The following is a 15025-nucleotide window of genomic DNA, read 5'->3' as shown; positions in this document are numbered from 1 at the left end:
GCGAACCGCCAGAATACCGGCAATGGTGATGGCCAACGCGATCACAATGGCGAAGACGGGCCGGTCAATGAAGAAACGTGCGAACATTGGCCCTTTCCCGACCTCCTGCTGTACCCGGCCCCTGCGATCAGCCCCTTAATTCTTATCGGGCACGGGGGCCTGACCCTGGGTCTTGTTCCCTGCCGGTGCCCCACCGGAGTTCGTGCCGGATGCCGCGCCCGCATTCGGGGCCGTGGCGGCGGCGGACGCCTCGGCCACGCGCACGGTCATGCCCGGCTGCACCTTCATGCGGCCTTCCACAACCACACGCTCACCGGGCTTCAATCCCTCCTCGATGATCCAGTCCTCGCCGAACAGATCACCCAGCTTGACCGGGCGGACCGCCACCGCATTGTTCTCGCCCACCACCACCACGGTTGCGCCGCCGCTGGAAAGCTGGACCGCCTTTTGCGGTACGACGATGCCGTTTGGGTTGGTGCCCGCCTCCACCCGGGCGCGCACGAATTCGCCGGGCAGCAGCACGCGCTCCTTGTTCGGGATCTCGGCGCGCAGGCTGACCGTCCCGGTTCCGGGATCGACCGCCATGTCGAGGAAGTTGATGCGGCCCGCCTCGCCGTAGGCGGTGCCGTCCTCGAGCAGCAGGGTTACCCGAATGCTTTTGAGATCGGGGATGCGCAGCCGCCCGGTGTCCAGATCCTTGCGCAACTCAAGCAGCTTGCTGCTCGATTGGGAGAAGTTGACGTAGATCGGGTCCAACTGCTCGACCGTTGCCATCAGCGTGCCTTGCGACGCGCTGACAAGAGCGCCTTCCGTCACCTGCGCCCGGCCCGCCCGTCCGCTGATCGGTGCAGTGACAGTTGCATATCCCAGATCCAGCCGCGCCTGTTCAACCTGCGCCTTCGCCGATCCCACGTCTGCTTCCGCCTGGGCCAGGCGCGCCTGCGCCGCGTCGAACTCCTGCCGGCTGATAGCGTTGCGCGCCACCAGCGGCTCGAACCGCGCAACGTCGCGCGCGGCATTCGTGGCTTCCGCCTGCGCCCGGCGCAACGTGGCCTGTACCGCGTCCAGCCGGGCCTTCAAAGGCCGGGGGTCGATCTGGAACAGCACCGCTCCGGCCTTCACGTCCGTGCCTTCCACATACATGCGGCGCTCTACAATGCCGTCTACGCGGGCCCGCACCTCGGCGGTCCGCACAGCCTGGAGACGGCCGGGCAGTTCAACAATGTTTGGAACGGGGCTCGTCCTGACCACCTGGGCCACGACTTCGGGCGGCGGCGGTGCAGGCGGCGCCTCATCCTCGCCGCAGGCAGCCAGCCCCAGGGCAAGAGCGCATGACAGAATTACAGAGGCGCAGCGCACCCGCTGGTTGGGATCGAGCTGAATACGCAACCGCATGCCGCCTCCATCAGAGTGGAAACACCCGAGCTGTAAACGCTGCTCGGCCGGTACCGTTCAGCTCGCGCCCCCGGTGCTCCGGGGCTTGCCAGACCCCGTCAGTCGGCAGTCACCCGGAAAATCCCCCAAGTTTCCCCTAGGGAAGTTCCTCGAAGGTAACGTATGAATTTCAAGACCGATCCCTTGACGCAGAAGGAGAATATTCCGGCCGCGAGCAAGCAATTATCAATAAATTTGGACTAGTCTACGGTGTCTGGTCTTGCAAAGCGCGTCGAACCGCGCCGCTTAAACCTTCTGGCATACTGGGGGCACGGCGGTTTGAGTTGGCACGCCAAGGTCTTGCTCGCGGGTGTGACATCCTAGCGTACCGTCACGATATTCGTTGTCTTGTCCTTTTGGTATAGGCAATGAAGTGTCGGTCCGGGGTTTAGCGTCGTAACTGCAAGCGGCAAGGTGAAGTCAGGAAAGTAAAGTGGCAGGCCTTACGACATCACAGCTGATGCATCGGTTGACCGAGGCCCTTGCGATCACGTCGGCCAAGGTCCGGCTGCTGTGGCTGCTCGCGTTCATTCTGGTAATCAGCGCCATTTCAATTCCGTCGCGGGTAACGCTGCACCTGCCCGCCAGCCTCGACATCTGCCACACCACCACATCCTCGGCCCTGACTCCGGCAGAAGCGCGCGGTGCCAGCTATGAATGTGAAGGCCATCCAGCCAGCTACACCGACCGGTGGGTCTGGCTGCGCCACCAGCTGACGCCCGAGCAGCAGGCTTGGCCAGACTGGTCCATCTCCATACGCTCCACCCGCTTCGAAACGCTCCGGGTCAATTTCCATTTTGAAGACGGCTCGGTTGAAAGCCATCAGGTTCGCAAGGGCGACTACGGGTCCTACTGGCGCCCCAACGGGCACATCGCCTTCAATACCAGCCGCCACACGGCCCCGCTCGAGGCGGTCACCATCGGGCTGGATCGCCTTGCCGCATACAAAGTGCTGCGCATGCAGCTCTCGACGATTTCGCAAATGGGCCTGACCGTCAGCCTGACTGCCTTGCTCGTCGGCGCCACTCTCAGCCTGATCGCCGCCTCCTTCGTCTACAACATGCTTCTGGCGGCGGTGAGCGGCTACAAGGCCGTGTACTGGCATGCCGCTTGGCTCGCCAGCATGTTCGTATGGGGCCTGGTCTGGACCCAGCTCATGCTTCTGTTTGCGCCAGGCCTCGCCGGCGAGGCCACCGTTCGCCTTATCGCCCTTCTGGCCACGCTGGCGATCATTCTTGCAAGCCAGTACATGCTGGCTGCCTTGGAAGACTGGGTCCTGCCCAGATGGTTCACCGCCCTTTTTCATTGCGCAACGGCACTGGGGCTCGCCCTGGCCGTCCTCTGGGCGTTCGCGCCGCCGGGCACTGCGACGCTGATCGCGTCCCTGTACTCGCTCACGACAATCGTCCTCATGTGCCTGGTGGTGGTGGCTCTGATCATTGGCGTCGTGAAGAATAGCGAAGCGGCAAAGGATTTCGCGCTGGCATGGATCCTGCCCGTGCTGGCCGTGGCGTCGTCGTTCCAGAACACCTTCGGCCTCTCCAGCGATGTCCTGAGCGACCAGTTGCTCGTCATGATCGCCGGGGCCATGCAGACCCTCTGGCTGTCCTATGTCGCCACGCGCAGCTTTGCCAACCTGCGCGCAGAGCGCGACCAGGCCCGCGCGCGCCAGAGCGAGCTGATGGTGCTGGCGGAAACCGATCCACTCACCAAACTTTACAACCGCCGCGGTCTGACCGAGCGGTTCCGCAAGGAACTGGGCTCCCTCCAGACGAGCGGCGGCTGTGTCGGGCTAATGCTGATCGATATCGATCACTTCAAGTCAATCAACGATACCTTCGGCCATGATGTGGGCGACCACGCCCTTCAGCGCATCGCCGATCTGCTGACCAGCCTGCGGCAGGAGGGCGGCATCATTGCCCGGCTCGGCGGCGAGGAGTTCTGCGCCATCATTCCCGGCAAAAGCGGCGAGGAACTGCACGCCCTCGCTGAGCGCACCCGCCGTCATCTGGCCGGCGCGAACATGTCCATGATCTTCGGCACCGCCGAGCGCCGTATCACCGCGAGCATCGGCGTCGTTGATACCCGTCAGTTCCCCGAGGCGGACACGCAAGTCCTGATCCGCCTGGCGGATCAGGCTCTCTATCAGGCCAAGTCCGAGGGGCGGAACCGCGTCGTCGTTGCGCCGTCCGTCCCGTCAGAGTCACCCCGCATTCGCCGCAAGGAAGAACAGGCAGCGCAAGAGGCCTGAGCTGGCCTCTCACCTGACCGCATCGCGTGCCGCTCAGGCCTGCGCAGCAACCGTGCTGTCATAGACCATGTTGAACAGGGCCTGGCGCAGCATCTCGATATCGAACGGCTTGCGCAGAACCGGCCGCTCCAGATTCTGCTGCAGGGCGTTGTCGCTGCATCCGGTCATCAGGAGCACCGGCACCAGCGAATAGTTTCGCCGCACGATGTCTTCCAGCTCCACTCCGTTGATGCTGCCGGGCATGATGATGTCGCTCAGCATGAAGTCCACTCGCACACCGGCTCGCAGGTGTTCCAGCGCGTCCGATGCGCTGGCTGCCCGCACGACCTGATATCCCAGTTCGTGCAGCATGCTGGCAGTGACGGTGGCCACGTCCTGATTGTCTTCCACCAGGAGGGCCGTCCCGCCCGGAAGTTCCCGCAACTCCGGCGCTTCCGGCGCTCTGGCCTTCTCCAGCCCCGCGTTCGCCCGCGGCAGATAGATGGTGAAGGTCGTCCCCTTCCAGAGGGTGCTGTTTACCGTCACGGTTCCGCCCGAACGCGCGGCAAATCCGTAAACCTGCGGCAGGCCGAGGCCCGAGCCGTTCTTGGCGTCCTTGGTGGTGAAGAACGGGTCGAAGATCTTGCTCAGATGCTCGGGCGCAATGCCGGTGCCGGTATCGCTGATGGCAATGGAGACGAACTGCCCGCGCAAGTGCGGCGCATCGCCGTTGGGCAGCGCGACGTTCTGTGCCTTGATCGTCAGCCGCCCGCCCTGCGGCATGGCATCCCGCGCGTTGATCGCCAGATTGACCATGGCCAGTTCGAATTCACCGGCATCGATGCGCACCGGATGAAGCACCGGCGGCAGCTCGATCTCCAGATCCAGATCGCCGCGCAGCGATCCGGTGATCAGGTCTCTCATCTCGGAGATCTTCCGCGCCGGGTCCATCACCACCGGATTGAGCGGCTCCCGCCGCGAGAAGGCGAGCAGCTGGCGCGTCAGGTTGCGCCCTCGCTGGGCAGCGTGCCGAATGGTGTCGATCGCCGTCACATCCTCGGGCGCCTCCAGCCGGCGGCGCAGAATGTCGGCATAGCCGTTGATGATCATCAGCAGGTTGTTGAAGTCGTGCGCCACGCCGCCGGTCAGCTTGCCGATGGCTTCCATCTTCTGTGCCTGCGCCAGCTGTTCCCGCGTCAGGGACAACGCCAGCTGCGCATTGCGCTGGCTCGTCATGTCGCGGGTCACCTTGGCGAAGCCGAGGTGCTGTCCGTTGTCATCGCGGATGGAATCAACCACCACGCTCGCCCAGAAGCGGGTGCCGTCCTTGCGCACGCGCCAGCCTTCCGCCTCGTGTCGGCCGTTTTTCAGCGCGTTGGCGAGGGCAAAGTCCGGTGTGCCGCAATCCCGGTCCTCGGGCGTGAAGAACATCTCATAGTGACGCCCTACGACGTCGGCCTCACTATAGCCCTTGATCCGCTGCGCGCCGGAATTCCAGCTGACCACATGACCCTGGGGATCCAGCATATAGATTGCGTAATCGACCACGGCCTTGACGAGCAGCTCGAAGCGACGGTCGTTGATCTGGGCTAACGTCATATCTCTCTTACGGCCACATCCGCTTATCGACTTTTAAGGTGCCTGCCCGAAACACAGAGCAGATGCACGGTGATTGCTAGATAGTCCGCTTTGCGCACATGAACACGGAACAGAACAGGATTAAGCGCGGCTGTCAAAGATCATTCGCCTGAAACGGGCACGAGACGTGTTAAACTGGTCTTTAGTAACAACCATGCAGTGCATGTTCAGACTTTGACCTGCCGTTCAGCCCGCCCCGACTCGCCGAACAGGCGCACATAGCGCGCTATTTCTTGCCGGTCTCCGGTTGCCTTGGCCGGATTGTCGGACAACTTGACCGCCGGGCGGCCGTTGGCACTTGTTGCCTTGCAGACCAGCGAGATCGGTTCCAGCCCCGGCCGGTCATCCGGGGCGCAACCCGCGAAATCGTTGGTCAGGTTGGTGCCCCAGCCGAAGCTGAGTCGCACCCGGCCGTCGAAATGCCGGTAGGCCTCTTCGATGGCGTCCACGTCCATGCCGTCGGAGAACACCAGCAGCTTCTCCCTCGGGTCGGCTCCCTTGCCCTGCCACCAGCGCATGATGCGCTCACCGCCTTCGATCGGCGGCGCGGAATCCGGGCGGAAGCCGGTCCAGTCCGCCACCCAGCTTGGTGCGCGTTCCAGAAAGGCGTGAGTGCCGAAGGCGTCGGGCAGCACCACCAGCAGGTTGCCGCTGTAGTAGCTCTGCCAGTCCTGCAGCACCCGGTAGGGAGCCTCTAGCCGCTCTTCGTCCGAGGCCGCCAGCGCCGCCAGCACCATCGGCAACTCGTGCGCGTTGGTACCGATTGCCTCGAGGTCGTTTTCCATGGCCAGCAGCACGTTGCTGGTGCCGATGAACTTGCTGCCCAGCCCCTCCTTCAGCGCGGCAATGCACCAGTTCTGCCAGAGAAAGCCATGGCGGCGGCGGGTGCCGAAATCGGACAGCCGCAGGTCCGGCAGGCGCTGCAGCCGCTCGATCTTCTCCCACAGACGCGCCTTTGCCCGCGCATAGAGAATATCGAGGGCAAAGCGCCCCATGCCGCGCACGGCAGCGCGGGAGCGCAGTTCATTCACAATGCTGAGGGCCGGAATCTCCCACATTGTCGTGTGCGTCCACGGTCCGTGGAAGGAGAGCCGGTACTGTCCGTCTTCCTTCGTCAGCTCGTAGTCTGGCAGTTGGAAGTCGGCCAGCCAGGCCATGAAGTCCGGCTCGAAGATCTGCTTGCGGCCATAGAAGCTGTTGCCTGCCAGCCAGATCAACTCCTTCTGGCTGAAGCGCAGCGTGCGCGCATGGTCCAGATGGGCGCGCAGCTCCCCCTCGTCGATCACGTCCGCCAGCCGCACCGACGCCGTCCGGTTGATGAGGGAGAAAGTGACGTCCACGTCGCGGTAGAGGCCCCGGATCATCTGGAGCATCAGGAGCTTGTAGAAGTCCGTGTCGAGCAGGCTGCGCACGATCGGGTCGAGCCGCCAGCCGTGGTTATAGGTACGAGTTGCGATATCGGTGAAAATCATACCCGACGTTAACGCACCAACCCGCGAACCGATACGCTCAAAGCCTGCAACCCTGCCATGCCCTGGCGCTTGAGCGCGGCATCAGGCCTCCACGCCCCAGTCGCGCAGCACGTCCTCCCCATCCGCACCCGGCCGGGGCGGCGGCGCACCGACTGCACCCGGAGTACGGCTGAACCGCGGACCCGGCGCGGGCTGCATGATATCCCCGTCTCGGATGAAAACGCCGCGCGCCGCCATGTGCGGATGGTGCTCCGCTTCCGCAAGGGAGAGCACCGGCGCCACGCAGGCCTCGCTGCTGAACGCCGTCATCCAGTCGTCGCGGGTGCGCTCCTTCAGCCGCGCCGCCACCTTCTCCTTGAGCGCGGGCCAGCGCGCCCGGTCCCACTGGGCATCGAACTCCGGGTCCGCCAGCCCCGTTTCCCGCAGGAAAGTCCGGTAGAAGGCGGGCTCGATCGCGCCAACGGCCAGATACCCGCCGTCCTTGGTCTCATACACATCATAGAAGGGGGCGCTGCCGCCGGTGAAGCCGGCCCCGCGCCGGTCGTCGAACTGGCCGAGCGCGCGCTGGGTGAGGACGACCGCGAGCTGAAGAGCCGTCCCCTCGATCATGGCCGCGTCCACCACCTGCCCTTGCCCGGACTGGCGGGCCTCCAGCAGCGCCGCCACCATGCCGAAGGCGAGGTACAGCCCGCCGCCGCCCATGTCGGCAACGAAGTTCTGCGGGATGGCGGGCTTCTCGCCGTCCCGTCCGCATACATGCAGAGCCCCGGCCAGCGCTATATAGTTGATGTCGTGCCCCGCCCACTCGGCCAGCGGGCCGCTCTGCCCCCAACCCGTCACCCGGCCATAGACCAGCCGGGGATTGCGCGCCAGGCACACCTCCGGCCCGATGCCTAGTCGCTCGGCCACGCCCGGCCGGTTGGCCTCGATCACCGCATCGGCCCGCTCCACCAGCCTCAGCGCCGTCTCCAGACCATCCGGGCTTTTCAGGTCCAGCACCAGCGAGCGCCTGCCCCGGTTGAGGAAATTGCGCCGATGGTCGGCAACGGCGTAGGCCGCCATGGCCCCGCCCGGCCGGTCGATCTGCACCACCTCCGCCCCCAGGTCGGCCAGCAGCATGCCGCAGAACGGCCCCGGGCCGATCCCGGCGAACTCTATGATCCTGAGGCCCGCAAGCGGCCCGCTGCGCTTCGTCATTGCGCCTCTCCCCCGCCAGTTCCGGCAATGCCGTTCTCCGGCTGCGCGGCTGTTACAGGAACTCTAGCGTTTCAGGGCAAGGCAGGCTACACGGCCCCCCAACCCGAAGACTCGGCAAGACGCGGCACCATAAGGCAGGAGATGGTCATGGACCGGATCACCCTCACGCAACCGGATGACTGGCACCTCCACGTGCGCGACGGCGAGGCGCTGGCCGCCGTCCTGCCCTATACGGCCCGCCAGTTCGGCCGGGCGATCATCATGCCCAACCTCGTCCCGCCGGTCACCACCACCGAGCAGGCGCTTGCCTACCGCGAGCGGATTCTGGCCGCCCGCCCCGAGGGCAGCGACTTCGAGCCGCTGATGACCCTTTATCTGACCGACGACACCCCGCCGTCGGAGATCGAGAAGGCCAAGGCCAGCGGCCTCGTGCAAGCGCTCAAGCTTTATCCAGCGGGCGCGACCACCAACTCCGCCTCCGGCGTCACCGACATCCGCAAGGTTGATGAAACCCTTGCCGCCATGGCCGAGCATGGCCTGCCGCTGCTGGTTCACGGCGAGGTGACCGACCCCGAGGTCGACATCTTCGACCGCGAGGCCGTGTTCATCGACCGCGTGCTCTCGCCGCTCCTGGTCCGCCTGCCCAACCTCAAGGTGGTGTTCGAGCACATCACCACGAAGGAAGCCGCGGCGTTCGTGATGCAGGGCCCGGACAATCTGGGCGCGACCATCACCGCTCACCACCTCCTGTTCGACCGCAACGACATGCTGGTCGGCGGCATCCGCCCGCACTTCTTCTGCCTGCCGATCCTGAAGCGCGGCATCCACCGCGAGGCGCTGCTGGAAGCCGCCGCGTCCGGCAATCCGCGCTTCTTCCTCGGCACGGACAGCGCCCCCCACGCCCAGAAGGCTAAGGAAGCCGCCTGCGGCTGCGCCGGCTCCTATACCGCGCCCGCAGCGATGGAGCTCTATGCCACCGCGTTCGAGGAAGCCGGCGCGCTCGACAAGCTGGAGGGCTTTGCCAGCCACTTCGGGCCGGACTTCTACGGCCTGCCGCGCAACGAGAAGACCGTCACGCTGGTGCGCGAGACCTGGAAGCTGCCCGCCACCCTGCCCTATGCGAACGGCGAGGTCATCATCCCCTTGAAGGCGGGCGAGGCGCTCAGCTGGCGTCTGGTGGACTGAACCGGTTCAACCAGTCCCTGCAACGCGAAGCGCCCCGGCCGTCACCGACCGGGGCGCTTTTTTGCCTGCATTCTCCAAGCCGAATGGCTCAGGCAGCGGCCTTGCGGCGGCGCAGGGTGGCCAGCGCCAAACCGGCCAGACCCGCCCCGATCAAACCAAGCGTTCCCGGTTCGGCAACATCCACCGGGTCGGGATTGGTTGTCACCGGCGGCCCTGCAAGCTCCGTCACCACAGGAGTTACCCTGTCGATGGCATTCCAGCCTGCCTGAGTATAATGGAAGGAAGCGAACCCCTGACCGGGCAGGAAAAGCAGATAAAAGTCGTTCGTATTGGGCGTGACACCGTTGATACGATTGATCTTGCCCCCCAGGAGAATGAAGCTGGAGTCGATGTCGAACAACACGTCGTCCAGCGAGAAGACATAGTCGCCCAGCGCGAAATCGATCGCGGTAAGTTCGGCATCCTGTGTTTCAGTGTTATACTGATAAGAGAAATAGCCTTTATGGTGGCTGATCGGACCACTCGTCTGTGCTTCAAAGCCCCAGTGCTTCGTAATCAACGTGGCATTTGCGGTGCCGGCTCCTGCAATGGCCAGTCCCAGTGCACACAGTAACAGTTTCAGGTTCACGAGCTTTCCCTTTTTGTTAACAAAAATTTTGCTAACAAAAAGCAAGAAGTGTGCCATTACGTAAAATCAATGACTTACGGCCAAGCTAATTCCGGAAATGTAAAACCAGCCTTACAACTCTGCCGCTTCAACCGCAGGCAGTTCAGCCCGCCTTCCCCGCTTCCTTCAGCACGCATTGCGCGCTGGCCTCCGGCGCCAGCACCGCCAGCGCCACCCGCTCGAAGCCCTCCAGAAAGACGCTCCGGTCCAGGTTGGGATTGAGGGTCACGCGCGCGGCAACGCCCTGAAGCTGAAGCAGCACGACCTCGATCGTCACGTCGGTCACTTCCTCCGGTCCGGACTGGGAGGTCCGGCGCACGCGGCCGATCAACTCCTTCAGCAGGCAGCGCAGGTTGTGGTCCATCTCGGTCAGCACGGCAGCGATCTTCGAGTTGCGCCCGGCCTCGGCGTGCATTTCCAGAAAGATCGCCGCGCGGTCGCGGTTCAGCAGCCAGGGCATGCCCCGGCGCAGGTTGGCGATGACCGTCTCGATGGTCGCCGCCGAGGAAATCATGCGCCTCAACCATCGATCGAACTTGGCGCAGTCCCGCTGCACCAGCGCGATGATGATTGTCTCCTTGCTGTCAAAATAGCGGTATATATGACCCACGCTCATCTCGGCACGTGCCGCAATGCGGCTCATGCTCGCGCCGTGGAAACCCTCCTCGCGGAAGCAGGCACTGGCCGCGTCCAGCACTTGCCGACGCCGTTTGTCCGCACGAATTTCGCGCGCTTTCTTGACCATTTCGCAACGCACCATTTTTCCCCTCCCCTGAGGAAAACTTTTCTTGACCCTTACCAAGCGGGGCCGCATAAAGCCACCATAAAAGAATGAACGATCATTCTCTTTTTTGGAGTTGCTGTTTATGACCCTCTCAACCGATCGTAAACCTAAGCGAGCGGTACATCTGGCACTGGTAATCGCACTGGGCGCCGCGTTGACAGCCTGTAGCTCCAAGGAACAGCCGCAAGAAGCGCCGACCCCCGAGGTCGGCGTTATTACGCTCCAGCCCGAATCAGCGGCCCTGACCACCGAACTGGCCGGTCGCCTGACCTCTTATATGGTGTCTGACGTGCGGCCGCAGGTCGGCGGCATCATTCAGAAGCGCCTGTTCGAGGAAGGCTCCATGGTCAAGAAGGGCCAGCTTCTGTATCAGATCGACCCGGCCCCCTTCCAGGCCGCACATGATCAGGCCGTGGCCAACCTCAAGCGGGCCGAGGCCACGCTGAAGTCGGTGCGTGCGAAGGCGGATCGTTACGCCGAGCTGGTCAACATCAACGCCGTCTCCAAGCAGGATGCGGAAGACGCCGCTGCCGCGCGCGATCAGGCCGCCGCGGAAGTCGCCGCTGCCAAGGCCGCGGTGCAGACGGCCCGCATCAATCTGGAATACACCCGTGTCACGGCCCCCATCTCGGGCCGCATCGGCCGCTCCACCTTCACGCCTGGCGCGCTGGTCACGGCGGGTCAGGCACAGGCGCTGGCCACCATCCAGACGTTGGACCCCATCTACGTCGACGTCACCCAGTCCGGCGCGGAGCTGATGGCCCTGCGCGAGGCGTTCCTGTCGGGCAACATCAAGGGCGGCAACGCCCAGACCGCTAAGGTCCGTATCATCCTGCCGAGCGGCAAGGCGTACGCGCACGAAGGCACCTTGAAATTCTCGGAAGTGTCGGTCGACCCATCCTCCGGTTCGGCGGTCATTCGCGCCGCGGTTCCCAATCCGGACGGCCTGCTGCTGCCGGGCATGTACGTGAAGGCGCAGCTGACCCAGGGCATCGCGTCCGACGCCATTCTCGCGCCCCAGCAGGCGATTTCCCGCAACGAGCGCGGCGAGGCCGTGGCCATGCTGGTGAATGCCGAGGGCAAGGTAGAGCCCCGCATCGTCAGCGCCGCGCGTGCCGTTGGCAACAAGTGGCTGATCACGGATGGCCTGAAGGCGGGCGAGACGCTCATCGTCGATGGCTTCCTGAAGATCCGCCCCGGTGCGCCAGTGAAGACTGTTGCCGCGTCCCTGAACGGCAACGCTGCGAGGTAAGAGTCCATGTCCCGCTTTTTCATCGATCGCCCCATCTTTGCGTGGGTGATCGCGATCTCCATCATGATCATGGGCCTGCTCGCAATGATGCGGCTGCCTGTGTCGCAGTTTCCGAACGTCGCCCCGCCCAGCATCCGCATCAGCGCTTCCTATCCGGGCGCGTCGGCGGAAACGCTTGAGAACACGGTCACGCAGGTCATCGAGCAGCAACTCAAGGGCCTTGATGGCCTGCGCTACATGTCCTCCTCCAGCGACTCCTCGGGCAATGCGGACATCACTCTGACCTTCGAGCAGGGCACCAACGCCGACATCGCTCAGGTTCAGGTGCAGAACAAGCTGCAGCTGGCAACGCCCCTGCTGCCGCAGGAAGTGCAGCTGCAGGGCCTGCGCGTCGCCAAGGCAACCATCAACTTCCTGGCCGTGATGACTGTCTATTCCGAGGACGGCTCCCGCTCGTCGGGCGACCTCGGCGACATGATCTTCACCCGTATCCAGGACCCGGTCAGCCGTGTGCCGGGCGTCGGCGAAACCCAGGTGCTGGGCGCGCAGTACGCCATGCGCATCTGGCTCGATCCGCACAAGCTGAAGTCGTTCAACCTGACGACGAGCGATGTGAAGACCGCCATCCGGGCGCAGAACGCCCAGGTCTCCGCCGGTCAGCTCGGCGCCCGTCCCGCCACGGCCGAGCGCGCACTGAACGCCACCGTCACGGCCCAGACGCGCCTGACGACACCGGAGGAATTCCGCAATATCGTCCTGCGCACCAATGCGGACGGCTCCACCGTTCGCCTTGCCGACGTTGCCCGCGTCGAGATCGGCAGCGAGAACTACTCCGTCAGCGGCCAGGTCAACGGCAAGCCGGCGGCCGGTCTTGCCATCCGTCTCGCACCGGGCGCCAACGCGCTCGACACGCTGGAGGCGGTGAAGGAGACGGTCGATCAGCTCTCCGTCTCCCTGCCACCCGACGTGCGCATCAGCTACCCCCTCGACACCACGCCGTTCGTCGACGCCTCCATCACCCAGGTGGTCAAGACGCTGATCGAGGCCGTCGTGCTCGTGTTCCTGGTGATGCTGCTGTTCCTGCAGAACTTCCGGGCCACGCTCATCCCCACCATCGCCGTGCCGGTGGTGCTGCTCGGCACGTTCGGCGTGCTGGCGCTTCTGGGCTACTCCATCAACACCCTCACCCTGTTCGGCATGGTGCTGGCCATCGGCCTGCTCGTCGACGACGCCATCGTCGTCGTCGAGAACGTCGAGCGCATCATGTCCGAGGAGGGCCTCTCCCCGCTTGAGGCCACCCGCAAGTCGATGGGCGAGATCAGCGGCGCGCTGATCGGTATTGGCCTCGTGCTGTCGGCGGTGTTCCTGCCCATGGCCTTCTTCGCCGGCTCGGCGGGCGTGATCTACCGCCAGTTCTCCGTCACCATCGTCACCGCAATGGCCCTGTCGGTGCTGGTGGCGCTCATCTTCACCCCGGCGCTCTGCGCCACCATGCTGAAGCCGGTCAAGAAGGGCCATCACGGCAAGACCACCGGCTTCTTCGGTTGGTTCAACCGGGTGTTCGACAAGGGCACGGTGAAGTATGAGAAGGGCGTGGCCCGCGTCGTGCGCACGCCCAAGCGTTCCATGCTGCTGTTCGGCCTGATGTGCGTCGGCCTCGGCCTGCTGTTCACCCGCCTGCCCTCCAGCTTCCTTCCCGAGGAAGACCAGGGTCAGGTCATCGGCATGATCCAGCTGCCCACCGGCTCCAGCTACACCCGCACCCAGGCCGTCATCGACAAAGTCAACAATTACCTCCTCACCGAGGAAGCCGACATCGTCGACCAGGTGTTCACCGTCAACGGCTTCAGCTTCGCCGGCCGCGGCCAGAACATGGGTCACATCTTCATCAGTCTGAAGCCTTGGGCGGATCGTCCGGGCAAGGACAATTCCGCGCAGGCACTGGCCGCCCGCTTCATGGCCGCCATGGGCAGCGACCGTGACGCCATGGTCATCGCCTTCACCCCGCCCGCCATCATGGAACTGGGCACCGCCAACGGTTTCGACTTCCAGCTCCAGAACCTGGGCGGCCTGCCGCGCGACCAGTTCCTGGCGGCACGCAACCAGCTTCTGGCCGAGGCCGCACAGCATCCGCTGCTGCGCTCGGTCCGCCCGAACGGTCAGGAAGACACGCCTCAGCTCAAGCTGAACGTGGACGCCGCCGTTGCCGGCGCCCACGGCCTCAGCATCGCCGAGGTCAACGACACCATCTCGACCGCGCTGGGCGGTTCCTACGTCGATGACTTCATCGATCGCGGCCGCGTGAAGAAGGTCTACATGCAGGCGGACGAGCCCTACCGGCAGACGCCGGAGGATCTGGGCGCATGGCATGTGCGCGGCGCAAACGGCCAGATGGCTCCGTTCTCCGCCTTCGGCACCTCCGAATGGGGGTACGGTCCGGCCCGTCTGGAGCGCTTCAACGGCGTCCCGTCCTTCAACATCCAGGGCGAGGCGGCCGAGGGCGTCAGCTCGGGCGAGGCGATGAAGGCCATGGAAGAGCTGGTGGCCAAGCTGCCGCAGGGCGTCGGCTACGCCTGGTCCAGCACGTCCTACGAAGAGCGCGCCAGCGGCGATCAGGCCTACGCAATGTACGTCATGTCGCTCCTGTTCGTGTTCCTCTGCCTTGCTGCGCTCTATGAGAGCTGGTCGGTGCCGCTGTCGGTCATGCTGGCCGCGCCGCTGGGCATCTTCGGCGCGCTGATCTCGGCCAACCTGTTCGGCCTCTACAACGACATCTACTTCCAGGTGGCGCTGCTCACCGTGGTCGGCGTGTCGGCGAAGAACGCCATTCTGATCGTCGAGTTCGCCGAGGCCGAGCGCAAGGCGGGCAAACCGCTCATCGAGGCGGCGATCCACGCGGCGCGCCTGCGTCTGCGGCCGATCCTGATGACGTCGTTCGCCTTCATCGGCGGCATCATCCCGCTGGCCCTGTCCAGCGGTGCGGGTGCGGGCGGCCAGAACGCCATCGGCATCAGCGTCACCGGCGGCATGCTGGCGGCCACGGTGCTGGCGATCTTCTTCATCCCCCTGTTCTTCGTGCTGGTGACCAGGCTGTTCCACCGCAAGGCCAGCGCTGCCGGGCAGGATGCCGAACCGGCGCTGCAACCGGCCGAATGAGGACAACTGT

10 protein-coding genes are annotated in these 15025 nt (G+C 64.6%); 4 read left to right on the top strand and 6 right to left on the bottom strand.

All coding sequences use genetic code 11. The features are described from left to right. Positions 1-135: 135 nt before the first annotated feature. The gene (locus VIG90_RS07500; RefSeq protein ID WP_331592873.1) at positions 136-1395 is read right to left on the bottom strand and encodes an efflux RND transporter periplasmic adaptor subunit; all 1260 of its coding nucleotides are present in this window, start codon (positions 1393-1395) and stop codon (positions 136-138) included. Positions 1396-1867: 472 nt separating this feature from the next. On the opposite strand from VIG90_RS07500, the gene VIG90_RS07495 reads away from it, so the two are divergent. Next, on the top strand, positions 1868-3685 hold the full coding sequence (locus VIG90_RS07495) for a diguanylate cyclase (RefSeq protein WP_331592872.1): 1818 nt from the start codon (positions 1868-1870) through the stop codon (positions 3683-3685). Positions 3686-3718: 33 nt separating this feature from the next. Here the strand turns inward: VIG90_RS07495 and VIG90_RS07490 are convergent, their stop codons facing one another. The 3 genes from VIG90_RS07490 to VIG90_RS07480 form a co-directional block, all read right to left on the bottom strand. Next, entirely contained in the window at positions 3719-5263 is a 1545-nt protein-coding gene (locus VIG90_RS07490; protein ID WP_331592871.1) for a PAS domain-containing sensor histidine kinase, read from the bottom strand. 206 nt (positions 5264-5469) lie between these two features. After that, positions 5470-6774 carry a nicotinate phosphoribosyltransferase gene (gene pncB, locus VIG90_RS07485; RefSeq protein WP_331592870.1) on the bottom strand — a complete coding sequence of 435 codons (1305 nt, stop codon included), beginning with the start codon at positions 6772-6774 and terminating at the stop codon, positions 5470-5472. A gap of 81 nt (positions 6775-6855) precedes the next feature. After that, on the bottom strand, positions 6856-7971 hold the full coding sequence (locus tag VIG90_RS07480; RefSeq protein WP_331592869.1) for a CaiB/BaiF CoA-transferase family protein: 1116 nt from the start codon (positions 7969-7971) through the stop codon (positions 6856-6858). 147 nt (positions 7972-8118) lie between these two features. Between VIG90_RS07480 and pyrC the strand changes: the two genes are divergently transcribed. Further along, on the top strand, positions 8119-9156 hold the full coding sequence (gene pyrC, locus VIG90_RS07475) for a dihydroorotase (protein WP_349257201.1): 1038 nt from the start codon (positions 8119-8121) through the stop codon (positions 9154-9156). An 88-nt stretch (positions 9157-9244) separates the two neighbouring features. On the opposite strand, the gene VIG90_RS07470 is transcribed toward pyrC, so the two are convergent. Both VIG90_RS07470 and VIG90_RS07465 read right to left on the bottom strand, forming a co-directional pair. After that, positions 9245-9841 carry a PEP-CTERM sorting domain-containing protein gene (locus VIG90_RS07470; RefSeq protein ID WP_331592867.1) on the bottom strand — a complete coding sequence of 199 codons (597 nt, stop codon included), beginning with the start codon at positions 9839-9841 and terminating at the stop codon, positions 9245-9247. Positions 9842-9926: 85 nt separating this feature from the next. Continuing rightward, positions 9927-10583 (bottom strand): TetR/AcrR family transcriptional regulator, encoded by a 657-nt coding sequence (locus VIG90_RS07465; RefSeq protein ID WP_331592866.1) that lies wholly within the window; start codon positions 10581-10583, stop codon positions 9927-9929. Positions 10584-10689: 106 nt separating this feature from the next. On the opposite strand from VIG90_RS07465, the gene VIG90_RS07460 reads away from it, so the two are divergent. Continuing rightward, on the top strand, positions 10690-11859 hold the full coding sequence (locus VIG90_RS07460) for an efflux RND transporter periplasmic adaptor subunit (RefSeq protein WP_331592865.1): 1170 nt from the start codon (positions 10690-10692) through the stop codon (positions 11857-11859). Between the two features lie 6 nt (positions 11860-11865). Further along, positions 11866-15015 (top strand): efflux RND transporter permease subunit, encoded by a 3150-nt coding sequence (locus VIG90_RS07455; RefSeq protein ID WP_331592864.1) that lies wholly within the window; start codon positions 11866-11868, stop codon positions 15013-15015. Positions 15016-15025 lie beyond the last annotated feature (10 nt).

The organism is Pedomonas sp., assembly GCF_036515995.1.
Lineage (GTDB): Bacteria > Pseudomonadota > Alphaproteobacteria > Sphingomonadales > Sphingomonadaceae > Pedomonas.
Note: the sequence above shows the minus strand (reverse complement) of the source record. Positions and strands in the feature narration are given on the sequence as shown.

Coding starts and splice junctions, on each gene's coding strand:
- VIG90_RS07500 (WP_331592873.1), bottom strand. CDS start 1,395: ATGCGGTTGCGTATTCAGCTCGATCCCAACCAGCGGGTGCGCTGCGCC.
- VIG90_RS07490 (WP_331592871.1), bottom strand. CDS start 5,263: ATGACGTTAGCCCAGATCAACGACCGTCGCTTCGAGCTGCTCGTCAAG.
- pncB (WP_331592870.1), bottom strand. CDS start 6,774: ATGATTTTCACCGATATCGCAACTCGTACCTATAACCACGGCTGGCGG.
- VIG90_RS07480 (WP_331592869.1), bottom strand. CDS start 7,971: ATGACGAAGCGCAGCGGGCCGCTTGCGGGCCTCAGGATCATAGAGTTC.
- pyrC (WP_349257201.1), top strand. CDS start 8,119: ATGGACCGGATCACCCTCACGCAACCGGATGACTGGCACCTCCACGTG.
- VIG90_RS07470 (WP_331592867.1), bottom strand. CDS start 9,841: ATGGCACACTTCTTGCTTTTTGTTAGCAAAATTTTTGTTAACAAAAAG.
- VIG90_RS07465 (WP_331592866.1), bottom strand. CDS start 10,583: ATGGTGCGTTGCGAAATGGTCAAGAAAGCGCGCGAAATTCGTGCGGAC.
- VIG90_RS07460 (WP_331592865.1), top strand. CDS start 10,690: ATGACCCTCTCAACCGATCGTAAACCTAAGCGAGCGGTACATCTGGCA.
- VIG90_RS07455 (WP_331592864.1), top strand. CDS start 11,866: ATGTCCCGCTTTTTCATCGATCGCCCCATCTTTGCGTGGGTGATCGCG.